The organism is Aquabacterium humicola (assembly GCF_030167915.1).
In the GTDB taxonomy this organism is placed as follows: domain Bacteria; phylum Pseudomonadota; class Gammaproteobacteria; order Burkholderiales; family Burkholderiaceae_C; genus Pseudaquabacterium; species Pseudaquabacterium humicola.
In genome coordinates this window covers 573,357-595,279 of sequence record NZ_JARGNB010000001.1, presented here as the reverse complement: position 1 = coordinate 595,279, position 21,923 = coordinate 573,357, and the positions used below count along the sequence as shown (strand labels likewise).

Sequence of the window (21,923 nt, the reverse complement as noted above, 5' to 3'; positions counted from 1 at the left end):
AGACGAACCGCCATGAAGCCGATCCTCCCCCTCTGGCTGCTCGCGGCGCTCGGCGCGCTGGCCAGCCCCGCCCTCGCGGTCGACACCTCGGCCTGGACCTGCTCGACCTGCCCGTTCGACGAGCCCGGCACCACCGGCAGCATCGACGCCGGCATCGCGGTGCAGTCCGGCCGCACGCGCCGCTTCGCCGACTTCACCGGCTACGACCGCTCCGGCGCCCGCGCGGTGCTCGGCGGCACGCTGAGCCACCGCGGTGCCGAGGGCTTCCGCGTCGACGCGAACGCCGAGGACCTGGGCCTGGACAGCCGCGCGCTCGCCGTCCAGCTTGGCCACGAGGGCCGGTACGTGCTGCGCCTGGGCTACAGCGCGCTGCCGCGTCATTTGAGCAGCAGCGCCGCGACGCCGTTCAACGGCGTCGGCAGCAGCGTCCTGACGCTGCCCGCCGGCTTCCCGGCGCCGGTCACGGCGGCGATGCCGCTGGCCACCACGCTGCGGCGGGTCGACATCGGCTACGACCGCGAGACGATCGATGCCGGCGCCAGCGTGCCCACCGGCGCCTGGACGCTGCGCGCTGACATCCGGCACGAGCGCCGTGCCGGCACGCAGGCAGGCGCCGGCTCGTTCTTCTCGACCGCCGCGCAACTGGTGCTGCCGGTCGACGACCTGACCGACCAGGTCGAGCTCGCCGCCACCTACGGCGGCCGTGCGCTGCAGGCGACGGTGGGCTACCACGCGTCGATCTTCCGCAACGACAAGCAGGCGCTGACCTGGTCGAACCCGTTCGCCAGCGGCGCGCTCGGCGGCGGCACCGGGCAGCTGGCGCTGGCACCGGACAACGAGCTGCACCAGCTGTTCGCCAATGCCGCCTACGCCATCGGCCCGCAGGCGCGCGTGAGCGGCGACGTTGCCGTCGGCCGGCTGACGCAGAACACGCCGTTCGTGGCCTCGACGCTGAATCCGGCGCTCGCCGTGCCTTCACTGCCCGCAAGCTCGCTGCACGGCCGCGTCGACACGCTGGATGCGAACCTGCGCGTCAGCGCGCATGCGCTGCCCACGCTGCGGGTGCATGCGAGCCTGTCCCGGAACGAGCGCGACAACCGCACGCCGGCGCTGGCGATGCCGCTGGTGGCCACGGACCTCTTCGTGCTGCCCGGCTCGCGCGCAACGCTGCCCTACGGCTTCACGCGCGACCGCATCAAGCTGGGCGCCGACTGGCGCGGCCCCGGCAGCTTCAAGCTGGACGCCGGCGCCGAGCATGAGCGCATCGCGCGCACGCTGCAGGAAGTGGCGACCACGCGTGAAGACACGCTGTGGCTGCGCGGCAGCCTGCGGCCGCTGGACAACCTCGGCGTGACGGTCAAGCTGCTGCGCGCCGAGCGCGACGCCTCGGCCTGGCAGGCGCTGCCCGGCATCGATCCGCCCGAGAACCCGCTGCTGCGCCGGTTCTCGATGGCCGACCGCCGGCGCAGCAGCGCGTCCGTGCGCGCGGACATCACGCTCGGCGAGACCGTCGCGCTGGGCATCGCCGCCGAAGGCGCGGCCGACGACTACACGCGCTCGGCGGTGGGACTGACCGATGCGCGCAGCGCCGGGCTGTCGATCGACCTCGGCTGGGCCATCGGCGACAACACGCGCCTGACGCTGTTCGCGCAGGGCGACGCGGTGCAGTCGCAGCAGGCCGGAAGCCAGACCGCGACCCAGCCGGACTGGACCGGCCACGTGAAGGACCGCTTCGGCCTGATCGGCGCCGGCTTCACGCACGCCGCGCTGAAGGGCAAGCTCGAGCTCGGCGCGCAGGCCGCGATCTCGCGCGCACGCAGCCAGACCCTCGTGCGCACCGGTGCGTCGGCGCCCGGCTTGCCGACCGCCACCGGCGCGCTCGACAGCCTGAAGCTCACGGCCGCCTGGCGCTTCAGCGACACGCTGACCCTGAGCGGCAGCTATCGCGTCGAGCACCACGCGGCCACCGACTGGCAGCTCGACGGCGTGCAGCCGGCCACGGTTCCCAACCTGCTCGCCTTCGGCGAACAACCGCCGAGAGGCACGGTGCACCTGCTGAGCCTGCTGCTTCGTTATCGCTATTGACCCGTCCCGAGGAGGACCTCATGACACCGAGACTCACGACGCTGGCCGTCGCGGCTTCGTTCGCCCTGCTGGGGGCCTGCGAGTCGCCTTCACCGCCCCAGAAGGCGCCGCCCAATACGCTGGTTGCGCTGAAGACCGGCACGGCGCCCAACCCGGCCGCAGGCGCCGCGGACCCGGTGTGGTCCAGGGCGCTGCCGCTGGAAGTGGCGCTGAGCGACGGCGCGAACTTCGGCGGCACCGGCTCGACAACCGCCACGCTGCGCGCCGCCTACACTGGCGACACGCTGTACATGCTGGTGCAGTACAAGGACCCGACCCACTCGATCCGCCGCGGGCCGTACCAGAAGCAGGCCGACGGCAGCTGGTTGCAGCTGAAGGACGCGGCCAACAAGGGCGGCGACGAGAACACCTACTACGAGGACAAGTGGGCGTTCATCTGGCCGATCGCAAATTCGATCAAGGGCTTCGACGATCAGGGCTGCGCGGCGCTGTGCCACAAGGGCCAGGGCAAGCCCTATGGCAACAAGTACACGACCAACGAAGGCGAGATCGGCGACATGTGGCACATGAAGGGCAGCCGCACCGCGCCGCTGGGCCATGTCGACGACCAGTACGTGGACCACACCCGCTACGACGCGAAGACGAGCCCCAATGCCGGCCGCAAGAGCGATCCGGGCGGTCCCGAGTACGCGGCCTTCGGCCTGGCGAACGGCAAGCCGCAGTACATGAGCCGCGAGGCGCGGGCCCTCACCGCCGGCGGAACGCCGTACATCAAGCGCGGCGACGAGGTGCCGTTCGACGACAGCCGCTTCAAGGCCGGCGACGAGGTGGCCTCGTACATCGTCAACCCGCTGCAGGGCGACCGCGCCGACATCCGCGTCGCGGTGAGCTGGAAGGACGGTGTGCACACCTCGGTCCTCAGCCGCAGGCTGGTCACCGGCAGCAAGTTCGACGTGCAGTTCGACAAGCTCGACGCGCGCTACGCCTTCGGCTTCGCGGCCTTCGACAACGCCCAGGTCCGCCATGCCACCGGCGACGACGCGCTGTTCATGGTGTTCGGGAAGTAGACTGCCGACGGCGTGCCGTTTGTTGATGCCGATCAAGCGGTCACGGGCGGCGACTCATACGCTGATCGGCACGTCAACGTGGGCGCCGTGAAGCGTCCCAACCGGAAAGGTTGCCCGCATGTCCTCTCGTCCGATCGAAGCCGCGCTGGAGCCGATGACCCTGGCCGCGCCCCGTACCGTGCCGACCCCGGGCTACCTCGAGCAGGTGTACTGGTGGGCCTACGTGCACCCGAACGCGGTGCAGCTGTTCGAGCGCGAGTGGCTGGTCAACCTGATCCTGTTCAACAACTACGGCCGGCTGCGCGACGCGGCCCTGGCCGAGCTGGGCGCCGAAGTGCGCGGCCATACGCTGCAGGTGGCCTGCGTCTACGGCAACCTGACGCCCCGGCTGCGCGAGCGCCTGGCACCCGATGCGCGGCTGGACGTCGTCGACGTGCTGCCGGTGCAGCTGCACAACCTCGGCAAGAAGATGCCGGCCGACGAGCGGATCGCGCTGCTGCAGGGCGATTCGTCGTCGCTGGCCTGCGAGGACGCGCGCTACGACCAGGTCCTGCTGTTCTTCCTGCTGCACGAGCAGCCTGAATCCGTGCGCCGCGCCACGCTCAGCGAGGCGATGCGCGTGCTCAAGCCCGGCGGCAAGCTGGTGATCGTCGACTACCACCGCCCGGCCGCGCTGCATCCGCTGCGGCCGCTGATGCGGCTGGTGTTCGACAAGCTCGAACCGTATGCGATGGACCTCTGGCGCCACGACGTGCAGACCTTCATGCCGGCCGGCACCCCCGCGCCTGCGTGCAAGCGCACCTGGTTCGGCGGGCTGTACCAGCAGCTCGTCTACACGCGCTGAGGCCTGACGGCGAGCCCCAGCGATGGACACCTTGCAGACCGATGTCGTGATCGTCGGCGCCGGCGGTGCCGGGCTGCGTGCGGCGATCGCCGTGGCCGAGGCCGATCCGGGGCTGCGCATCGCGCTGGTCTCGAAGGTCTACCCGATGCGCAGCCACACCGTCGCGGCCGAAGGCGGCGCCGCCGCGGTGACGCAGGCCCACGACAGCCTGGAGCACCACTTCCACGACACCGTTGCCGGCGGCGACTGGCTGAGCGACCAGGACGTGGTCGACCATTTCGTCGGCGAAGCGCACCGCGAGCTGGTGCAGATGGAGCACTGGGGCTGTCCCTGGAGCCGCCGGGACGACGGCCACGTCAACGTGCGCGCCTTCGGCGGCATGAAGATCGAGCGCACCTGGTTCGCCGCCGACAAGACCGGCTTCCACATGCTGCACACGCTGTTCCAGACCTCGATCAAGTACCCGCAGATCGAGCGCCTGGACGAGCACTTCGTCGCCGACCTGCTGGTCGACGACGGCCGCGTGCAGGGCATCGTCGCCATCGACATCGCCAGCGGCGAGTTCCGCTGCATCGAGGCCCCCTCGGTGATCATCGCCACCGGCGGCGCCGGCCGCGTATTCCGCGAGAACACCAACGGCGGCATCGTCACCGGCGACGGCATGGCGCTGGCCTACCGCCACGGCGTGCCGCTGCGCGACATGGAGTTCGTGCAGTACCACCCCACCTGCATGCCCGGCACCGGCCTGCTGTTCACCGAAGCCTGCCGCGGCGAAGGCGGCTTCCTGCTGAACAAGGACGGCTACCGCTACCTGCAGGACTACGGGCTGGGCCCCGCCGAGCCGACACCGCGCAACAAGGCGATGGAGCTCGGCCCGCGCGACCGCCTGAGCCAGGCCTACTGGCACGAGAAGCAGAAGGGCCGCACGATCGCCACCAAGCACGGCGACGTGGTGCACCTGGACCTGCGCCACCTCGGCCACAAGAAGCTGCGCGAGCGGCTGCCGCAGATCTGCGAGCTGGCCGAGCAGTACCTGGGCATCGATCCGGCGCTGGCCCCCATCCCGGTGCTGCCGGCGGTGCACTACACGATGGGCGGCATCGCCGCCGACGCACGCACGGCGTCGCCGCTGTCCGGGCTGTACTCGGCCGGCGAGTGTTCCAGCGTCGGCCTGCATGGCGCGAACCGGCTCGGCTCGAACTCGCTGACCGAGCTGCTCGTCTTCGGCAAGATCGCCGGCATCGAGGCCGCACGCCACGCCCGCGAGGCGCAACCCGCACGCAGCGCGCTGCTGGCGGCGCAGGCGCGCGATGCCGAAGCCCGCGCGCTGGCGCTGGTCGGCCAGCCCGGCCGCGACCGCATCGCCACGCTGCGCGGCGAGATGGCGCGCAGCATGGAAGAAGGCTGCGGCATCTACCGCAGCGCCGCCCAGATGCAGGCCACCTGCGACACGATCGCGCAGCTGAAGCAGCGCTTCCGGCAGGTGCACCTGGACGACCGCTCGCGCGCCTGGAACACCGAGTGGCTGACGGCCATCGAGCTCGGCTTCCTGCTCGACGTGGCGCAGGCGATGGTGCACTCCGCGCTCGAGCGCCGCGAGTCGCGCGGCTCGCACCAGCGCCTGGACGGCTTCGAGGCGCGCGACGATGCGCGCTTCCTGAAGCACACGCTGGCCACCTGGAGCGGCAGCGACGCACCACGCATCACCTACCAGGACGTCGTGATCACCCGCAGTCCACCCGGCACGCGCGCCTACGGGGCCGCCGGCGAACAGGCCGAGCAGGCACGACGATCCCTTGCGGAGCCCGCGAAGTGAGCACCCCAGGCCAGCCCCCCGCCCGCACCATCCGCATCGAGGTGATGCGCTACGACGGCGAGCGCGACCGCGCCCCGCGCTGGCAGGGTTTCGACGTGCCCTACAGCGACGACATGTCGGTGCTGCAGGGCCTGCAGGCGATCAAGGACCAGTTCGACGGCTCGCTGAGCTTCCGCTGGTCTTGCCGCATGGCCATCTGCGGCAGCTGCGGCGTCATGGTCGACGGCGTGCCGAAGCTCGGCTGCCAGACCTTCCTGCGCGACTACGCGCACGCCGGGCGGCTGCGCATCGAGCCGCTGGCGCATTTCCCGATCGAGCGCGACCTCGTCGTCGACATCCGCGACTTCATCGGCAAGCTCGAAGGCATCACGCCGTACATCGTGCCGAAGCAAGCCCGCTCGCCGGACGACGGCGAGTACCTGCAGACGCCGCAGCAGCTGGCGATGTTCGAGCAGTTCAGCTCCTGCATCAACTGCCTGCTGTGCTACGCCGCCTGCCCGCAGTACGGACTGGACGACCAGTTCCTGGGCCCCGCGGCGATCGCGCTGCTGCACCGCTACAACGCCGATTCGCGCGACGGCGCGCGCGTGCAGCGCATGCAGCAGCTGCACGCAGAAGAAGGCGTCTGGAGCTGCACCGCGGTGGGCTACTGCAGCGAGGTCTGCCCGAAAGGCGTCGACCCGGCGAACGCGGTGAACCAGAACAAGGTCGAGAGCGCGAAGGACTACTTCCTGCGCTTCGTCGCGCCCAAAGGGGCCCACAACGGGGCGGACAAGGCCACGGACAAGGCAACGGACAAGGGGGCCAAGACATGAGACCGCGTCCCTACGTGCGGCCGATGACCAACTGGTGGCGCCGCGACCCGTTCTTCGTGCGCTACATGTGGCGCGAGGCCACCGCGCTGGGCGTCGCCGCCTATGCCATCGTGCTGCTGGTCGGCCTGTGGCGGCTGAGCCAGGGCGAAGCGGCGTTCACGGCCTGGCTGCAGGTGCTGCGCAGCGTGCCGTCGCTGCTGCTGCATGCGCTGCTGCTGGCGGCGATGGCCTACCACACGCTGAGCTGGTTCCAGATCATGCCGAAGACGATGCCGCTGCTGTTCGTGCGCGGCGAGCGGGTGGCCGCGGCGACCATCACGCGCAGCGGGCTGGCGGTGGCCGCGGTGGTGACGCTGGTGGTGCTGGCGCTGGCCTGGTGGATCGGACGATGAAGCGCCCCACGACGCCCGCCCCCCGTCGCTCGAACGCGCCGATCTTCTGGGCCCTGTTCGGCGCCGGCGGCATGCTGTCGGCGCTGCTCGGGCCAGTGCTGGTGCTGATCACCGGGCTGCTGGTGCCGCTGGGGCTGCTGCCCGGGCTGGCGGACCCTGCCCGCGTGCTGCGCTTCGCGCAGCATCCGCTGGGCAAGCTGGCGCTGCTGGCGGTGATCGCGCTGTTCGCCTGGCACGCGGCGCATCGGCTGTTCCACAGCCTGCACGATCTCGGCCTGCACACCGGCGCCCTCGCCCGGCTGGCCTGCTACGGCAGCGCGCTGTTGATCACGCTGGCGGCTGCGGCCTGCCTGCTGGCGATCGGCTGAAGCGGCCGGCCGCGCGCCGCGGCCCGCTGGAAGGCCCGGAGGCCGATGCGGCCCCGGATTTGACGGGGATCAACCTTGCATCCCGGTCCCGGCAGAATGATCGCTGCCAGCCAATCACGCCATGCCGACATGCTGACCGCCACCGATCTCGTCTGCAGCCGCGGCGAACGGCCGCTGTTCGCGCCGCTGCAGTTCGCGATCGGCCCCGGTTGCTGGCTGCACCTGCAGGGCGAGAACGGCGCCGGCAAGACGACGTTGCTGCGCACGATCGCCGGCCTGGCCCGCGCCGATCACGGTGAACTGCGCTGGCACGGCACGCCGATCGCCCGTGCCGGCGCCGACTACCGCCGCGCGCTGATCTACATCGGCCACGCCGCCGCGCTCAAGGACGAGCTCGATGCGCTCGAGAACCTCGCGCTGATGCTGGCGCTCGACGGCCTCTGCCCGACGGAAGACGCGCTGCTCGACGCACTCGAGCACCTGCACCTGGCCGGCCGCGAGCACCTGCCGGTGCGCCAGCTGTCGGCCGGCCAGAAGCGCCGCGTGCTGCTGGCGAAGCTGATGCTGCGGCCGGCAGCGCTCTGGCTGCTCGACGAGCCCTTCGCCGCGCTCGATGCCGAAGGCATCGGCCTGCTGAACGCCCTGGTTGCCGGCCAGCTCGCACGCGGCGGCATCGTCGTGCTGACGAGCCACCAGCCGGTCGACCTGCCGAACGGGCTGGCCTTGACGCTGCAGCGGCCCGACGCCGGCGCTTCGCGCGCGGCCGCTGCCGACGCCGCGCGCCTGGAGCCCGCGACATGACGCCGGCCGCCGACATCGTGCTGCCGTCGATGGATGCATGCTCGCCGGGCGCGCGCGCCGCGCGGCCGGCCGGTGCGATCGCCGTTTCGCTCAAGCGCGACCTGCTGCTCGCCGCGCGCCGCCGCAGCGAGCTGCTGACGATGCTGTTCTTCTTCGTCGTGGTCGTCAGCCTGTTCCCGCTGGGCATCGGCTCCGAGCCGGCGCTGCTGCGCCGCATCGCGCCCGGCGTGCTGTGGGTGGCTGCAATGCTGGCCACGCTGCTGGGGCTGCCGCGGCTGTTCGCCGCCGACCATGCCGACGGCACGCTGGAGCAGATGGCGCTGGCATCGCAGTCCTTCGCGCTGCAGGTCATCGGCAAGGTGATCGCGCACTGGCTGACCTGCGGCCTGCCGCTGGTGCTGCTGGCGCCGCTGCTGGGGCTGCAGTTCGGCCTGCAGGGCGACGAGCTGGCGGTGCTGACCGGCTCGCTGCTGCTGGGCACGCCGCTGCTGAGCCTGCTCGGCGCGATCGGCGCGGCGCTGACGCTGGGCATCCGCGGCGCAGCGGTCGTGCTGTCGCTGCTGGTGCTGCCGCTGTTCATCCCGGCGCTGGTCTTCGGCGCCGGCTCGGTGGACGCGTACATCAGCGGCCTGGGCGTCGAGGGCCACTGGTCGGTGCTGGCCGCGATGCTGCTGCTGGCAGCGGTCTTCGCGCCGTGGGCGATCACCGCGGCCCTGCGCATTGCGATGGAGTGACCGGAGATGGCCGATACGACGTACCCTGCCCCCCGCGCCGATGCCGCGCCGCGGCCGCGGCGCTGGCGCCTGAACCACTTCTCGTCGCCGGCGAGCTTCTACCCGCTGGCCGGCCGCCTGGCGCCATGGTTCGCCGCCGCCGCCGCGCTGCTGGCCATCGCGGGGCTGTGGATCGGCTTCTTCGTCGCCCCCACCGATGCGCAGCAGGGCGAGGGCTACCGCATCATCTTCGTGCACGTGCCGGCGAGCTGGCTGTCGATGTTCGTCTACCTGGTGATGGCGTTCTGGGCCGCGGTGGGGCTGGCCTTCAACATCCGGCTGGCGTCGATGATGGCCTCGGCGCTGGCGCCCACCGGCGCGCTCTTCGCCGCGCTGTCGCTGATCACCGGCAGCCTGTGGGGCAAGCCGATGTGGGGCACCTGGTGGGTGTGGGACGCGCGGCTGACCTCGGAGCTGCTGCTGCTGTTCCTGTACCTCGGCTTCCTCGCGCTGCAGGCGGCGATCGACGAGCCGCGGCGTGCCGACAAGGCCGGCGCCATCCTCGCGATCGTCGGCGTCGTCAACATCCCGATCATCTACTTCTCGGTGAAGTGGTGGAGCACGCTGCACCAGGGGGCGTCGGTGTCGCTGACGAAGTCGCCGTCGATGGCGCAGACCATGCTGCTGGCGATGCTGCTGGTGGCGCTGGCCTTCTGGATGTACTCGGTGGCCGTCGCGCTGGCCCGGGTGCGCGCCATCATCCTCGAGCGCGAACGGCATACCGACTGGGTGAAGCATGCAGTGGACTAGCGTCGGCGAGTTCTTCGCGATGGGCGGTTACGCCCTCTACGTCTGGGGCAGCGTGGGCGCCTGCGCCGCGGCGATGGCCCTCGAGCCCTGGCTGGTCGCTCGGCGGCATCGCGCCGCGCTGAACGACGTGCGCATGCAGCGCCGGCTGTCGGCACGCCGCGCGTCGCGCGGACAGGAGAACCCTCGATGAAACCGCGGACCCTGCGCATCCTGCTGATCACCGGCGGCCTCGTCGCGGTGAGCGGCGCATCGGCCCTGGTGCTGAACGCGCTGAACAGCAACGTCGCGTTCTTCTACACGCCCACGCAGGTCGGCGCCGGCGAAGCGCCGCGCAACCGCGTGTTCCGCATCGGGGGCCTCGTCAAGTCCGGCAGCATCGTGCGCGAGCAGATGACGGTGCGCTTCGTCGTCACCGACACCGCGCACGACATCCCGGTGCACTACACCGGCATCCTGCCGGACCTGTTCCGCGAGGGCAAAGGGGCCGTCGTGCAGGGCCGCCTCGTGAACGGGCCGACTGGCCACTTCGCCGCCACCGAGGTGCTGGCCAAACACGACGAGAACTACATGCCGCCCGAAGCGCAGCATGCGCTCGACCAGGCGCACAAGGGGAAAGCCATGACGGAGACGACGAAGTGATCGCCGAGCTGGGCCACCTCGCACTGATCCTGGCGTTCTGCGTCGCGCTGGTGCAGGGCACCTTGCCGCTGATCGGCGCGCAGCGCGGCGACCACCGCGGGGGCGGCTGGATCGCGCTGGCCAGGCCGGCGGCACAGACGCAGGCCGCGCTGGTGGTGTTCGCCTTCGGCTGCCTGATGCACGCGTTCATCGCCAACGACTTCTCGGTGGCCTACGTCGCGCAGCACTCCAATTCCCAGCTGCCGACCCCGTACCGCGCCGCCGCCGTCTGGGGCGGCCATGAAGGGTCGCTGCTGCTGTGGCTGCTGATGCTCAACGGCTGGACGCTGGCGCTGAGCCTGCTGTCGCGCCAACTGCCCGATGCGATGGTCGCGCGTGTGATCGGCGTGCTGGGGCTGGTGGCCGCGGGCTTCGGCGCCTTCCTGCTGCTGACCTCGAACCCGTTCGCGCGCCTGCTGCCGGCGCCGGCCGACGGCCGCGACCTCAATCCGCTGCTGCAGGACCCCGGCCTCGTCTTCCACCCGCCGATGCTCTACATGGGCTACGTCGGCTTCTCGGTGGCCTTCGGCTTCGCGGTGGCCGCGCTGCTGGCGGGCCGGCTCGATGCCGCGTGGGCGCGCTGGTCGCGACCGTGGACGACGGTGGCGTGGCTGAACCTGACGCTGGGCATCGCGCTCGGCTCGTGGTGGGCCTACTACGAGCTCGGCTGGGGCGGCTGGTGGTTCTGGGACCCGGTGGAGAACGCCTCGCTGATGCCGTGGCTGGTCGGCACCGCGCTGATCCACTCGCTGGCGGTGACCGAGAAGCGCGGCGCCTTCCGCCACTGGACCGTGCTGCTGGCGATCGCGGCGTTCTCGCTGTCGCTGCTGGGCACCTTCCTGGTCCGCTCCGGCGTGCTGAGCTCGGTGCATGCCTTCGCCACCGATCCGAAGCGCGGCCTCTTCATCCTCGGCTTCCTGGTGGTGGTGGTCGGCGGCTCGCTGGCACTCTTCGCGGTGCGCGCCCCCCGCGTCGGCGGCGGCGGACGCTTCGCCTGGCTGTCGCGCGAATCGCTGCTGCTGGTCAACAACCTGCTGCTGCTGGTGGCCGCGGGCTCGGTGCTGCTGGGCACGCTGTACCCGCTGGTCCTCGATGCGCTCGATCTGGGCAAGATCTCCGTCGGGCCGCCCTACTTCAACACCGTGCTGCTGCCGGTCTTCGTGCCGCTGCTGGCGCTGGTCGCGCTGGGCCCGCTGGCGCGCTGGAAGCAGCTCGACCCCCGATCGATGGCGCGTTCGCTGCGCGGCGCGGCGCTCTTCGCGCTGGCCGGCGCAGCCGGCATTCCGGTGGCGATGGGCCGCTTCTCGCCGATCGTTGCGCTAGGCATGCTGCTGGCGCTGTGGATCATCGCGTCCACCGCGATGCAGTTGAAGGCCCGCCTGAAGTCCGGCAATCCGCCGCCCGCCTTCTGGGGCATGCACGTCGCGCACCTCGGGCTCGCGGCCGTGGTCATCGGCATCACGCTGGTCAAGGGCTACGAGGTCGAGAAAGACGTGCGCATGGCGCCCGGCGACACGCTGGCGATCGGCGCCTACAGCTTGCAGATGGTCGGCGTGTCCCCCGTGTCCGGACCGAACTACACCGCACAGCGCGGCGAGCTGCGGCTGCTGCAGGACGGCCGCCTGCTGCGCACGATGCATCCCGAGAAACGCGCCTACCAATCGTCGCAGATGCCGATGACCGAGAGCGCGATCGACTCGGGTCTGACGCGCGACGTCTACGTCTCGCTCGGCGAGCCGCTGGACAACGGCGCCTGGAGCGTGCGCGCCTACGTCAAGCCCTTCGTCGGCTGGATCTGGGGTGGCTGCGTGCTGATGGCGCTCGGCGGCGCGCTGGCGGCGTCGGACCGCCGCTACCGCCTGAAACGAGCGGCCACGTCCACGACAGAGGCCACGACCACCGGCCGCGGCGTGCCCGCGCAAGGAGCCGCCGCATGAAGCGCTCGACCTTGCTGATCCCGCTGGCGCTGTTCCTGGTGCTGGCCGCGTTCCTCGCGCGCGGGTTGTCGCGCGATCCGCACGAGATCCCGTCGCCGCTGGTCGGCCGCCAGGCGCCGCTGTTCGAGTTGCCGCAGCTGCAGACGCTGCAGGCGAACGCCGGCCCGGCCGGCCCGGCCGTGTTCACCCCGGCTTCGATGCGCGGCCAGGTCTGGCTGCTCAACGTCTGGGCCTCGTGGTGCGCTTCCTGCCGCGAGGAGCATCCGGTGCTGATGGCGGCTGCCCGGCGCGGCGACGTGCCGCTGATCGGCCTGGACTACAAGGACGCGCCGGCCGACGCGCAGCGCTGGCTGGCGCAGCACGGCGACCCCTACCGGCTGTCCGCCGTCGACCGCGACGGCCGCGTCGGCATGGACTACGGCGTCTACGGCGTGCCCGAGACCTACCTGATCGACGCACAGGGCACCATCCGCCACAAGCACATCGGCCCGCTGACCGAGGCGGTGATGCAGGAGAAGATCCTGCCCATGGTGGGCAAGCTCATGCGGGAGTCCAAGCCATGAGCCGTCAGCGACAAGAAGCCTCGCCGATCGCGCTGATGAAGCGCTGGCCGCCGCTGCTGGTGCTGGCGCTGGTATTCGCGCTGGCCGGCCTGGCGCCGGCCCACGCCCGCGACGCGCAGCCGCTGGCCGACGACGAAGCGGTCGAGCAGCGCCTGATCGGCATCGCCGACGAGCTGCGCTGCCTGGTCTGCCAGAACGAGTCGCTCGCCGGTTCGCGGGCCGAGCTGGCCCAGGACCTGCGCCGCGAGATCCGCACGCTGATCAAGGCCGGCAAGAGCGATCGCGAGGTGCTGGACTTTCTGGTCACCCGCTACGGGGACTTCGTGCGTTATCGGCCGCCGTTGCGGCCGAGCACCTGGCTGCTGTGGGGCGGACCGGCGCTGCTGCTGGCGATCGGCGCCGGCGCACTGGCGCTGCACCTGCGCGCACGACGCGCACCCGCGGGCGGCGACGGCGCCGCCCGGCCGCTGACCGACGACGAGCGGGCGCGTGCCGCCCAGCTTCTGCAAGGAGAGCCGTGATGGGCGCGTTCCTGTTCGCCGCCGTGGCGCTGATCACCGTGACGCTGCTGCTGCTGCTGCGACCATGGCGTCGCAGCACGGCCCGCAACGCCACGTCCGCCGGCGCGCTCAATGCGGCGGTCTACCGCCACCAGCTGGCCGAGCTCGAACGCGACCTCGCGGCCGGCACCTTGTCCGAGCAGGACGGCCGGGAAGCGCGCGAGGAGCTGCAGCGCCGGCTGCTCGACGACACCGCGGCGGCCGAGTCCGCATCGCCTGCGCCTGGCGCGCCCGCGCCGGCCGCGCCACTGCCGCGCAGCGCGCTGGTCGTCGCGCTGATGCTGCCGCTGGTCGCGACTGGCCTCTATGCGCAGCTGGGCGCGCCGATCGCGCTGCTGCACCCGTCGGCGGCAACCGCCGGCGCGCCCTCCCCGCATGGCGACGGCGCGGCGCCGTCCGGCATGCCCCCGGACGTCGAGCGCATGGTCGCCAGCCTGGCGGCCAAGCTCGAGAAGAACCCCGGCGATGCCGCCGGCTGGGCGATGCTGGCGCGCTCGTACCACGCGCTGGGGCGCATGGCCGAGGCCGCCGCGGCCTACGAGCGCACCGGCGACGCGCTGCAGCGCGACCCTTCGCTGCTGGCCCAGTCGGCCGACGCGCTGGCCACGCTGGCCAACGGCAGCATCGAGGGCGAGCCGCTCAAGCGCGTGGAAGCCGCGTTGAAGCTCGATCCCGATCACCCCATGGCACTGTCGCTCGCCGCGACGGCGGCGTACAAGCGCCGCGACTTCGCGGTGGCCACCGTGCACTGGAAGCGCCTGCTGACGCTGGTGCCGCCGGACTCCGACGACGCGCGCTGGCTCGAGGCCCGGCTGGCCGAGATCGCGGCCAACCGGCGCTGACCGGATCAGGCTGCCGACGCGGACCGCGACAGCAGCTCGATCAGGCGCGCGGCGACCGGCGAGATGAAGCTGCGCTCGCGGTAGGTGACGACGAGTCGCCTGCGCATCGTGGCGCCCTTGACGGGCACTTCCTTGAGGCCGTGGATGCGCGCCTGACCCTGCAGGTGGTGCCGGGAAACGAAGCTCAGCAGGCCGGTCTCGACGATCAGCGCGGGCAGCATCAGCAGGCTCGTCGACTCCACCTGCACGCGCGGGCGCGGCAGGGCCTTGCGATCGAACGTGTGGTCCAGCCAGTCGCGCGTCGGCAGCCCGGGTGGCTGCAGGGCCCACGGGAACGCCGTCAGGTCCTTCAGCGTGACCGGCTTGCTGAAGACGTCATGGCGCTCGCTCGCGGCCACGACGATCATGTCCTCGGCGACCAGCCGGGACTCGTAGCCCGGTTCGGGGGCGCTGGCGGTGCCGACCATCATGTCCAGCTCGCCCGCGCGCAGCTGCGGCTTGAGGGTGTCGATGAGGCCGACCACGGTATGCAAGGTCACCCCGGGCGCTTCCTGCAACAGCTGCCGCGCCACCGACGGCAACACGAACTGCGCCGCCGTGGGCACGATGCCCAGGCGCACGTGTCCGGTCAGCCCGCTGCCGATCGCCGACAGCTCGCGCCGCGCGTCCTCGACATCGAAGCGCACGCGCTGCGCCCACCGCAGCAAGGTCTTGCCGGCTTCCGTGAGCCGGATGCCGCGGCCGGCCTTCTCGAAGAGCGCGGCCCCGCAGTCCGCCTCGAGCCGCCGGATGCTGCTGGTGAGCGCGGGCTGCGACCGGTGCAGCCGGGCCGACGCGCGGCCGAGGTGCTGCAGTTCGGCGATCGTCTCGAAGTAGCGCAGGTCGCGCAGGTCCATTGCCGAAGTCGCGTGGATCGATCGGAGGCAGGAATCGACCGGACTGTACTCGTGCGGCGGCCCGCCCCGGGCCGGTATGAGGGTGGCTTCGGCAGGTCGCTGCGGCTCAAGCGACGGCGGCGAGGACCCGGTCGACCATGACGCCGGACTGCCCGAGGTAGTTGCTCGGGTCGCACAGCCTGGCCAGCGCGGCCCGGTCGAGATGCTTGTTGATCTCCGGATGAGCCGCCAGCAGGTCCAGCAGCGGGCGCTGCTGCTTCACGGCTTCGCGGCAGATGTCGTAGACCAGGTCGTGCGCATACTCGCGGCCGATCCAGGGCCCCAGCCCCATCATCACCGCCTCGCTCATCACGAGCCCGTGCGTCAGGTCGATGTTGCGGCGCATCGCCGCGGCATCCACTTCGAGACCTTCCAGCACGAAGCGCGACTGCTTCAGCGCGCCGGCCATCAGGCAGAACGCCTCCGGCAGCACGATCCATTCGATCTCCCACGGCCCCGTCGAACGCTCGTGATCGGCCACCATCGCATCCATCAGGGCTGCGGCATGCTGGCGCACCACCGAGATCGCCGCGTGGATGTAGCACGAGGAGATCGGGTTGCGCTTCTGCGGCATGGTGCTGCTCGAGCCGCGGCCGTGCGCAAACGGCTCGTAGACCTCGCCCACTTCCGTCTGCATCATCAGCTTGATGTCCATGCTGAGCTTGCCCAGCGTGCCGCCGACCAGGCCGAGGAACGTGCCCACCTCGGCGATGTTGTCGCGGATGGTGTGCCAGGCGATCAGCGGCTGCTTCAGGCCGAGCTCGGCGCACAGGCCGGCCTGCGTTTCCATCGCGCCCGTCTGCAGCGACGCGAGCGTGCCCGCGGCCCCGGCGAACTCGCCGACGAGCACACGTTCCCTCAGCTGGGCCAGCCGCTCGCGATGGCGCTCGATCGCGGACAGCAGGCCGGCCATCTTGTAGCCGAAGGTCACCGGAATCGCCTGCTGCAGGTTGCTGCGGCCGATCATCGGTGTGTCGCGATGCGCCCTGGCGTGCCGCGCCATCGCGGCCGAGATCGCGGTCAGTTCCCGGTCGACGATGTCCAGTCCTTCGCGGATCTGCAGCACCGTCGCGGTGTCCGTGATGTCCTGCGTCGTCGCACCCCAATGGCAGTACTCGCCCAGCTTGTCGCGGCACAGCGCATTGAGCTGCGAGACGACACCGAGGATCGGGTAGCCGATGCGCTCGGTCTGCTGGCGCAGCTTGGCCATGTCGATCTGCTCGAGCTTGCAGTGGCTGACGATCTCGTCGGCCGCTTCCTGCGGGATCAGGCCCAGGCGTCCCTGGACCTTGGCGAGCGCCGCTTCGATGTCGAGGTATTTCTGCGTGCGGTTCTCGTCGGACCAGACGCGGCGCATCTCGTCGCTCGAGAAGATGCCCTGGAAGATGGCGGAATCGATGATGGTGGCGGGCATGGAGGCTCCGTGGTGGCAGGTGGGGTCAGGCGCCGGGCGCGTCGCCCGGCGTGGACAGAAGGGGGCGCGGCGACATCAGATCGCCACCGCGGCGCGCAGGGCGCGCACGTCCTCGGCATCGATGCCCAGCTCGGCGAGGATGGTGTCGGTGTGCTGGCCGAGCGCGGGAACCGGGTCCATGCGCGGACCGTCGTTCCAGGTGCCCGGGGGCAGCATGGCCGGCAGCATGCCGGCCGGCGAGCCGACTTCGCGCCAGCGGCCACGCGCCTCGAGCTGCGGATGCGCCCACACCTCGTGCATCGTGTTGACGCGCGCATTGGCGATCTGCGCCGCCTCCAGCCGCTCGACGACCTGGGGGGCCGTCAGCGACGAGAAGACCTGCACGATGATCTCGCGCAGCGCGATGCGCTCGGCGACGCGCCGGGCATTGCCCGCGAAGCGAGGGTCCCGCGCCAGCTCGGACCGTTGCAGCACCTTGTCGCAGAAGTTGACCCACTCGCGCTCGTTCTGCAGGCCCAGCATCACGCTGCCGCCGTCCGCGCCGGTCGGGAATGGGCCGTAGGGATAGATCGTCGCGTGAGCGGCCCCGGTGCGCGGCGGCGGCGGCGCGCCGTCGAACGCGTAGTACAGCGGGTAGCTGGTCCATTCGGCCAGCGACTCCAGCATCGAGATGTCGATGTGCTGGCCGCGTCCGGTCTGGGCGCGCTGCAGCAGCGCGGCCAGGATGTTCGTATAGGCGTACATGCCGGCAGCGATGTCGGCGATCGACGGTCCGGCCTTGCACGGTTCGTCCGCGGTGCCGGTCACCGACACGAAGCCCGCCTCGCTCTGGATCAGCAGGTCGTAGGCCTTCTTGTCGCGGTACGGGCCGTCGGCGCCGTAGCCGGAGATGTCGCAGACGATGATCGAGGGCTTGCGCGCCGCGAGCACCTCGTAGCCCAGGCCCAGCCGCGCGGCCGCGCCCGGCGCGAGGTTCTGCACGACCACGTCGGCCTTCTCCAGCACCAGGCGTTCGAGCACCTTGGCGGCCTCGGGATGCTTGACGTCCAGCGTGAGGCTCTCCTTCGACCGGTTGGTCCAGACGAAGTGCGAGGCGAGGCCGCGCACGCGGCTGTCGTAGCCGCGCGCGAAGTCGCCGACGCCGGGGCGTTCGATCTTGATGACGCGGGCGCCAAGGTCGGCGAGCTGGCGGGTCGCGAACGGCGCGGCGATCGCGTGCTCGAGCGTGACCACCGTGAGGCCCTTCAGGGGTTGCATGGCAGTGCTCCTTCAGCGCAGCGTGGCGACCGCGTCCATCGTCAGCCAGCCTTCATGGTCCTGGGCCCAGAGCTGGATGGTCTTGCCGTCGGCTTGAAGCTGTCCGTTGACGCGGAAGGGATGCAGGTCGAACGTCGGTCGCACCGCCTTGAAGCGGAAGCTCGCGACGTCGGCCTCGGGCGCCTGGCGGCGCACCAGATCCATCAACAGCGTCGCGATCAACGGGCCGTGCACGATGAGGCCGGGATAACCTTCCACCTCGGTCACGTACTGGCGGTCGTAGTGGATGCGGTGGCCATTGAAGGTCAAGGCCGAGTAGCGGAACAGCAGCACGTCGTCGGGCACGATCTCGCGCTGCCACGCGGCCGCGGTCGGAGCCGGCTGCGGCGGCGGCTCGACATCGCCGGGGCGCTTCGCGTCGCGGTAGACGATGTCATGGAATTCGACGATCGCGGGTTCGGCCGCACCGTTGCAGCGCCATTCGTGCCGCACCTTGACGAACACCAGCGTGCCCGTGCGGCCCTCCTTGATCGTCACGTCGGCGATCGTCGAGGTGCGCTCCACCGCGTCGCCGACGCGCACCGGCGAGCGGAACTCGAACTGGCTGCCGGCCCACATGCGCCGCGGCAGCGGCACGGGCGGCAGGAAGCCGCCACGCCTGGCGTGGCCATCCGGGCCGATCTCGCTCTGCCGGTGCAGCGGCAGGACATACAGCCAGTGCCACAGCGGCGGCAGAGGCGTGCCTTCCTGCACCGCCCGCGGCGGATGGTCCAGCGTCGCGTCGAGGGCCTTCACCGGCGTCGCGCCGATGCGGTCGCCGACCGTTTCGCTGCGTCCGATCCAGGCCTTCAGGTCGTTCAGTGTCGAGTCCATGGGTGCTCCTCGTGCGGGTGACCGGCCTCAGTCGGCCGTCAGCTTGGCGCGTTGCACGACGCCCTTCCACTTGACCAGCTCGCTCTTGACGAGCGCGCCGAGTTGCTCGGGCGTGCCGGTCTCGACGTCGGCGCCGTGGTCCTCGATGCGCTTGATGATCTCCTTGTCGGCCAGCACCTGGTTCAGCGCCTTGTTGAGCTGGTCGATGATCGGCTTCGGCGTCTTGGCCGGCGCGAAGAAGCCGTACCACTGCTGCACGTCCACGCCGTCGACGCCGGCTTCCTTCAGGGTCGGCACGTCGGGCAACAGGCTCGAGCGCTTCGGGCCCGCGACGGCCAGCGCTCGCAGCTTGCCGGCCTTGACGTGCGGCAGCGCGGTGAAGAGGCTCGGGAACATGAACTGCGTCTGGCCGCCGATCGTGTCGCTGATGCCGGGCGCGGCGCCCTTGTACGGAATGCCCAGCATCACGGTGCCGGTCGAGAGCTTGAAGAGCTCTGCGGCGTAGTGCGGCGCGGTTCCGTTGCCGGCGGAGGCGTAGGTGTACTTGTCCGGCTTGGCCTTCAGCTGCGCGACGAGGTCCTTGACGTCCTTCACCGGCACGGTGCCGTTGGCGACCATCAGGGTCGGCGAGTAGCCGACCAGGCCGATCGGCGCGAAGTCGGTCACCGGGTCGTAGCGCAGCTTCTGCAGCGCCGGGTTCATCGCGTGCGTGGCGATGTAGCCGAACATCAGCGTGTGGCCGTCCGGCGTGGCGCGCGCGACGAACTCGCTGGCGATCGCGCCATTCGCGCCGGCGCGGTTGTCGATGATGATGGTCTGGCCGAGCAGCGGCCCGAGCTTCTGCGCGATGGTGCGCGCCATCGCGTCATTGCCGCCGCCGGCCGCGGTGGGCACGACGAGGGTGATGGTCTTGTCGGGCCAGGCCATCGCCATCGGCGAGGTGGCGGCGACAACGGCGGCCACGGCGGGCGCGATCAGGCGTTTCATCGGACGGTCTCCTTCAATCGGTTTCGTGAACACGTAGGGCGGGAGATGCAGCTCTCCCTGCAGGATCTTTCGGGCGGTGCGCACGAGCGCTGCGCGCTGGATGCGGGCGTCGGCACCGGCACCGTCGATGGCGACTTCCACGTCGATGCGCCCCTGCGGATGCAACACCGAGATGACACGCGCACCCGGCCGACCCTCGTCGCCGCTGACGACGGTGCCCGGCAGCGCGAAGGCCGTCGCGACGCCGATGGCACCGGTGACCGCGTGCGATGCGTGGCAGCGCCGCGGCGTGAAGTACCGGGACGTGATGCTGTTCTCGTCGTCGCCGTCGCTGGCGATCACCGGCTTCGGCACGACGCTGGTGGAGACGTCGCCCAGGCCCATCGCCTGGCCCGCGGCGACACGGATCGCCTCGATGCGCGCCAGCAGCGCGAGGTTCGCGTCCAGTTCGGCCGGAGACTCGCGTCCGCTCAGGCCGAGGTCGTGCGCCCGCATGACCACCAACGGCATGGCCGCGTCGATGCAGGTGACTTCGATGCCGTCGATGAGGTCGATGCGCTGGCCGGTCGGGAAGACCGAACCAGTCACCGCACCCCAGGCATCGAGGAAGTTCAGGCGGATCGGCGCCGCGGTGCCGGCGACCCCGTCGATGCCGGTCTCGCCGTCGTAGCTGACGCGTCTTTCAGGCGTCAGCACGGTGACGTCGATGCGCGAGCGCGTATTGACGTTGAAGACGCGCACCGTCGTCTCGCCGTCCTGCGCGCCCACGAGGCCCTGTTCGATCGCGAACGGTGCCACGCCGGAAAGCATGTTGCCGCAGTTGGGCCGCGTGTCGACCGAGCGCTGGCCGACACCGACCTGGGCGAACAGGTAGTCCACGTCGCAGCCCGGCTCCGCCGACTTCGAGACGATCGCCACCTTGCTGGTCAGCGTGCTGCCGCCGCCGACGCCGTCGACCTGCAGCAGGTCCGACGCGCCGATGGCCCCGATCAGCGCCTCGTCGCGCGCCGTCTCGTCGGCGGGCAGCCAGTCGCGCAGGAAGAACGGGCCGCGCGACGTGCCGGCACGCATCAGGACGCAGGGAATGACTCGGTTCATGGCAGCAATGGTGGACGCCGGCATTGCAAAAGAGAATTGCATCTTCGGGATCAATTGATGCAGACTGAGCATCAGTGAGCAACGCCTGGAAACGGAGCGCAGGATGGCCATCAACTTCGACCTCAACGACCTGCTGGCCTTCCGCTCGGTGGCCGAGCTGAGCAACTTCCGCAAGGCGGCCGAATCGGTGCACCTGTCCCAGCCGGCGTTCAGCCGGCGCATCGACAAGCTGGAGCAGGCGCTCGGCGTGAAGCTGCTGGAGCGCACGACCCGGCGCGTGACGCTCACGGCCGTCGGCCGCGACTTCGAACGCAAGGTGCGCGAACTGCTCGACGAGCTGGACGCCACGCTGCTGGGCATCCGCGGCGTCGCCGCCACGCGCATGGGCGAGGTCACGGTGGCCTGCGTGCCGTCGACGGTGTACTACTACCTCTCCGAGGTCATCCGGCGTTATCACGAGCGTTCGCCGAAGGTGCGCGTCAAGGTGCTCGACGCCGGCGCGAACGAGGTGCTGGCCTCGGTCGCGCGCGGCGAGGCGGACTTCGGGCTCAACTTCATCGGCGCGCAGGAAGGCGAGCTCGACTTCAAGCCGCTGGTCGAGGAGCGATTCGTCGCCGCCTGCCGGCGCGACCATCCGATCGCGCGGCTGCGCCGCGTGAGCTGGGCGCAGCTGGGTACGCACGACTACATCTCGGTGGGCCGCGCCTCGGGCAACCGCGTGCTGCTCGACCAGGCGCTGGCCGGCGTGCCCGGGCGGCCGCAGGCGATCTACGAGGCGCAGCACGTGACGACGACGCTCGGCCTCGTCGAAGCCGGGCTGGGCGTCGCGGCGGTGCCGTCGATGGCGATGCCCGGACCGGACCATCCGCTGCTCGTCAGTGTGCCGCTGGTCGACCCGGTGATCACCCGCAAGGTGGGCCTGATCCGCCGGCGCGGCCGCTCGCTGTCGCCCGCGGCGCAGCAGCTCTACGACCTGTTCTCCGAGATGAAGGGGCGGCGCGCGCAGCGCCGAAGCGATTGATGCGCTGAGCAGATCAATCGTTGCGGTCTTTGCAATTCACGGCAGGT

The 21,923-nt window shown here is 70.9% G+C and carries 22 protein-coding genes; 17 read left to right on the top strand and 5 right to left on the bottom strand.

What is annotated here, in order from left to right; genetic code table 11:
• Positions 1-12 precede the first annotated feature (12 nt).
• The 16 genes from P1K89_RS02780 to ccmI all read left to right on the top strand — a co-directional run bounded on the left by P1K89_RS02780 (position 13) and on the right by ccmI (position 14,291).
• A complete protein-coding gene (locus tag P1K89_RS02780) occupies positions 13-2,085 on the top strand; it encodes an MtrB/PioB family decaheme-associated outer membrane protein (protein WP_284614831.1) in 2,073 nt (690 codons plus the stop codon).
• A 20-nt stretch (positions 2,086-2,105) separates the two neighbouring features.
• Positions 2,106-3,152 (top strand): ethylbenzene dehydrogenase-related protein, encoded by a 1,047-nt coding sequence (locus P1K89_RS02775; RefSeq protein WP_284614830.1) that lies wholly within the window; start codon positions 2,106-2,108, stop codon positions 3,150-3,152.
• Positions 3,153-3,270: 118 nt separating this feature from the next.
• A complete protein-coding gene (rquA, locus tag P1K89_RS02770; RefSeq protein WP_284614829.1) occupies positions 3,271-3,996 on the top strand; it encodes a rhodoquinone biosynthesis methyltransferase RquA in 726 nt (241 codons plus the stop codon).
• Between the two features lie 22 nt (positions 3,997-4,018).
• Entirely contained in the window at positions 4,019-5,812 is a 1,794-nt protein-coding gene (frdA, locus tag P1K89_RS02765; RefSeq protein ID WP_284614828.1) for a fumarate reductase (quinol) flavoprotein subunit, read from the top strand.
• The gene (locus tag P1K89_RS02760; protein ID WP_284614827.1) at positions 5,809-6,627 is read left to right on the top strand and encodes a succinate dehydrogenase/fumarate reductase iron-sulfur subunit; all 819 of its coding nucleotides are present in this window, start codon (positions 5,809-5,811) and stop codon (positions 6,625-6,627) included. Before frdA ends, P1K89_RS02760 begins: the two co-directional genes overlap by 4 nt.
• On the top strand, positions 6,624-7,019 hold the full coding sequence (locus tag P1K89_RS02755) for a succinate dehydrogenase/fumarate reductase transmembrane subunit (protein WP_284614826.1): 396 nt from the start codon (positions 6,624-6,626) through the stop codon (positions 7,017-7,019). Before P1K89_RS02760 ends, P1K89_RS02755 begins: the two co-directional genes overlap by 4 nt.
• Entirely contained in the window at positions 7,016-7,387 is a 372-nt protein-coding gene (frdD, locus tag P1K89_RS02750; protein WP_284614825.1) for a fumarate reductase subunit FrdD, read from the top strand. Before P1K89_RS02755 ends, frdD begins: the two co-directional genes overlap by 4 nt.
• A gap of 129 nt (positions 7,388-7,516) precedes the next feature.
• A complete protein-coding gene (gene ccmA, locus P1K89_RS02745; RefSeq protein ID WP_284614824.1) occupies positions 7,517-8,188 on the top strand; it encodes a cytochrome c biogenesis heme-transporting ATPase CcmA in 672 nt (223 codons plus the stop codon).
• A gap of 29 nt (positions 8,189-8,217) precedes the next feature.
• Positions 8,218-8,922, top strand: coding sequence for a heme exporter protein CcmB (ccmB, locus tag P1K89_RS02740; protein ID WP_284616297.1), 705 nt, complete (start codon positions 8,218-8,220; stop codon positions 8,920-8,922).
• A 6-nt stretch (positions 8,923-8,928) separates the two neighbouring features.
• A complete protein-coding gene (gene ccmC, locus P1K89_RS02735; RefSeq protein ID WP_284614823.1) occupies positions 8,929-9,711 on the top strand; it encodes a heme ABC transporter permease CcmC in 783 nt (260 codons plus the stop codon).
• Entirely contained in the window at positions 9,698-9,901 is a 204-nt protein-coding gene (gene ccmD / locus P1K89_RS02730; RefSeq protein WP_284614822.1) for a heme exporter protein CcmD, read from the top strand. The genes ccmC and ccmD overlap by 14 nt, the downstream gene beginning before the upstream one ends.
• Positions 9,898-10,350, top strand: coding sequence for a cytochrome c maturation protein CcmE (ccmE, locus tag P1K89_RS02725; protein WP_284614821.1), 453 nt, complete (start codon positions 9,898-9,900; stop codon positions 10,348-10,350). The genes ccmD and ccmE overlap by 4 nt, the downstream gene beginning before the upstream one ends.
• Positions 10,347-12,326, top strand: a complete 1,980-nt coding sequence (locus P1K89_RS02720; RefSeq protein ID WP_284614820.1) for a heme lyase CcmF/NrfE family subunit — start codon at positions 10,347-10,349, stop codon at positions 12,324-12,326. The genes ccmE and P1K89_RS02720 overlap by 4 nt, the downstream gene beginning before the upstream one ends.
• The gene (locus P1K89_RS02715; RefSeq protein ID WP_284614819.1) at positions 12,323-12,889 is read left to right on the top strand and encodes a DsbE family thiol:disulfide interchange protein; all 567 of its coding nucleotides are present in this window, start codon (positions 12,323-12,325) and stop codon (positions 12,887-12,889) included. The genes P1K89_RS02720 and P1K89_RS02715 overlap by 4 nt, the downstream gene beginning before the upstream one ends.
• A complete protein-coding gene (locus tag P1K89_RS02710) occupies positions 12,886-13,410 on the top strand; it encodes a cytochrome c-type biogenesis protein (RefSeq protein WP_284614818.1) in 525 nt (174 codons plus the stop codon). Before P1K89_RS02715 ends, P1K89_RS02710 begins: the two co-directional genes overlap by 4 nt.
• The gene (gene ccmI / locus P1K89_RS02705) at positions 13,410-14,291 is read left to right on the top strand and encodes a c-type cytochrome biogenesis protein CcmI (protein ID WP_284614817.1); all 882 of its coding nucleotides are present in this window, start codon (positions 13,410-13,412) and stop codon (positions 14,289-14,291) included. Before P1K89_RS02710 ends, ccmI begins: the two co-directional genes overlap by 1 nt.
• Before the next feature lie 5 nt (positions 14,292-14,296).
• Here the strand turns inward: ccmI and P1K89_RS02700 are convergent, their stop codons facing one another.
• From P1K89_RS02700 to P1K89_RS33290, 5 genes are all read right to left on the bottom strand, one after another.
• Positions 14,297-15,187 carry a LysR family transcriptional regulator gene (locus tag P1K89_RS02700; protein ID WP_284614816.1) on the bottom strand — a complete coding sequence of 297 codons (891 nt, stop codon included), beginning with the start codon at positions 15,185-15,187 and terminating at the stop codon, positions 14,297-14,299.
• Between the two features lie 106 nt (positions 15,188-15,293).
• Positions 15,294-16,640, bottom strand: coding sequence for a 3-carboxy-cis,cis-muconate cycloisomerase (gene pcaB, locus P1K89_RS02695; protein ID WP_284614815.1), 1,347 nt, complete (start codon positions 16,638-16,640; stop codon positions 15,294-15,296).
• Between the two features lie 75 nt (positions 16,641-16,715).
• Complete coding sequence (locus P1K89_RS02690) at positions 16,716-17,897, bottom strand: CaiB/BaiF CoA transferase family protein (RefSeq protein WP_284614814.1); 1,182 nt, start codon at positions 17,895-17,897, stop codon at positions 16,716-16,718.
• A 12-nt stretch (positions 17,898-17,909) separates the two neighbouring features.
• Positions 17,910-18,770, bottom strand: a complete 861-nt coding sequence (locus P1K89_RS02685) for an HTD2 family dehydratase (protein WP_284614813.1) — start codon at positions 18,768-18,770, stop codon at positions 17,910-17,912.
• A 27-nt stretch (positions 18,771-18,797) separates the two neighbouring features.
• On the bottom strand, positions 18,798-20,966 hold the full coding sequence (locus P1K89_RS33290; protein ID WP_350079940.1) for a 4-oxalomesaconate tautomerase: 2,169 nt from the start codon (positions 20,964-20,966) through the stop codon (positions 18,798-18,800).
• Between P1K89_RS33290 and P1K89_RS02670 the strand changes: the two genes are divergently transcribed.
• Positions 20,959-21,876, top strand: coding sequence for a LysR family transcriptional regulator (locus tag P1K89_RS02670; RefSeq protein ID WP_284614812.1), 918 nt, complete (start codon positions 20,959-20,961; stop codon positions 21,874-21,876). The two genes, P1K89_RS33290 and P1K89_RS02670, sit on opposite strands and share 8 nt — an antisense overlap.
• Positions 21,877-21,923: the final 47 nt, after the last annotated feature.

What these genes read in the sequence shown, in the direction of transcription:
- P1K89_RS02700 (WP_284614816.1), bottom strand. Translation starts at nt 15,187, where the DNA reads ATGGACCTGCGCGACCTGCGCTACTTCGAGACGATCGCCGAACTGCAG.
- ccmA (WP_284614824.1), top strand. Translation starts at nt 7,517, where the DNA reads ATGCTGACCGCCACCGATCTCGTCTGCAGCCGCGGCGAACGGCCGCTG.
- ccmE (WP_284614821.1), top strand. Translation starts at nt 9,898, where the DNA reads ATGAAACCGCGGACCCTGCGCATCCTGCTGATCACCGGCGGCCTCGTC.
- P1K89_RS02685 (WP_284614813.1), bottom strand. Translation starts at nt 18,770, where the DNA reads ATGGACTCGACACTGAACGACCTGAAGGCCTGGATCGGACGCAGCGAA.
- ccmI (WP_284614817.1), top strand. Translation starts at nt 13,410, where the DNA reads ATGGGCGCGTTCCTGTTCGCCGCCGTGGCGCTGATCACCGTGACGCTG.
- P1K89_RS02775 (WP_284614830.1), top strand. Translation starts at nt 2,106, where the DNA reads ATGACACCGAGACTCACGACGCTGGCCGTCGCGGCTTCGTTCGCCCTG.
- P1K89_RS02755 (WP_284614826.1), top strand. Translation starts at nt 6,624, where the DNA reads ATGAGACCGCGTCCCTACGTGCGGCCGATGACCAACTGGTGGCGCCGC.
- P1K89_RS02715 (WP_284614819.1), top strand. Translation starts at nt 12,323, where the DNA reads ATGAAGCGCTCGACCTTGCTGATCCCGCTGGCGCTGTTCCTGGTGCTG.
- ccmD (WP_284614822.1), top strand. Translation starts at nt 9,698, where the DNA reads ATGCAGTGGACTAGCGTCGGCGAGTTCTTCGCGATGGGCGGTTACGCC.
- ccmB (WP_284616297.1), top strand. Translation starts at nt 8,218, where the DNA reads ATGGATGCATGCTCGCCGGGCGCGCGCGCCGCGCGGCCGGCCGGTGCG.
- P1K89_RS02690 (WP_284614814.1), bottom strand. Translation starts at nt 17,897, where the DNA reads ATGCAACCCCTGAAGGGCCTCACGGTGGTCACGCTCGAGCACGCGATC.
- frdD (WP_284614825.1), top strand. Translation starts at nt 7,016, where the DNA reads ATGAAGCGCCCCACGACGCCCGCCCCCCGTCGCTCGAACGCGCCGATC.
- P1K89_RS02710 (WP_284614818.1), top strand. Translation starts at nt 12,886, where the DNA reads ATGAGCCGTCAGCGACAAGAAGCCTCGCCGATCGCGCTGATGAAGCGC.
- pcaB (WP_284614815.1), bottom strand. Translation starts at nt 16,640, where the DNA reads ATGCCCGCCACCATCATCGATTCCGCCATCTTCCAGGGCATCTTCTCG.
- frdA (WP_284614828.1), top strand. Translation starts at nt 4,019, where the DNA reads ATGGACACCTTGCAGACCGATGTCGTGATCGTCGGCGCCGGCGGTGCC.
- P1K89_RS33290 (WP_350079940.1), bottom strand. Translation starts at nt 20,966, where the DNA reads ATGGCCATCCTGCGCTCCGTTTCCAGGCGTTGCTCACTGATGCTCAGT.
- P1K89_RS02780 (WP_284614831.1), top strand. Translation starts at nt 13, where the DNA reads ATGAAGCCGATCCTCCCCCTCTGGCTGCTCGCGGCGCTCGGCGCGCTG.
- P1K89_RS02670 (WP_284614812.1), top strand. Translation starts at nt 20,959, where the DNA reads ATGGCCATCAACTTCGACCTCAACGACCTGCTGGCCTTCCGCTCGGTG.
- rquA (WP_284614829.1), top strand. Translation starts at nt 3,271, where the DNA reads ATGTCCTCTCGTCCGATCGAAGCCGCGCTGGAGCCGATGACCCTGGCC.
- ccmC (WP_284614823.1), top strand. Translation starts at nt 8,929, where the DNA reads ATGGCCGATACGACGTACCCTGCCCCCCGCGCCGATGCCGCGCCGCGG.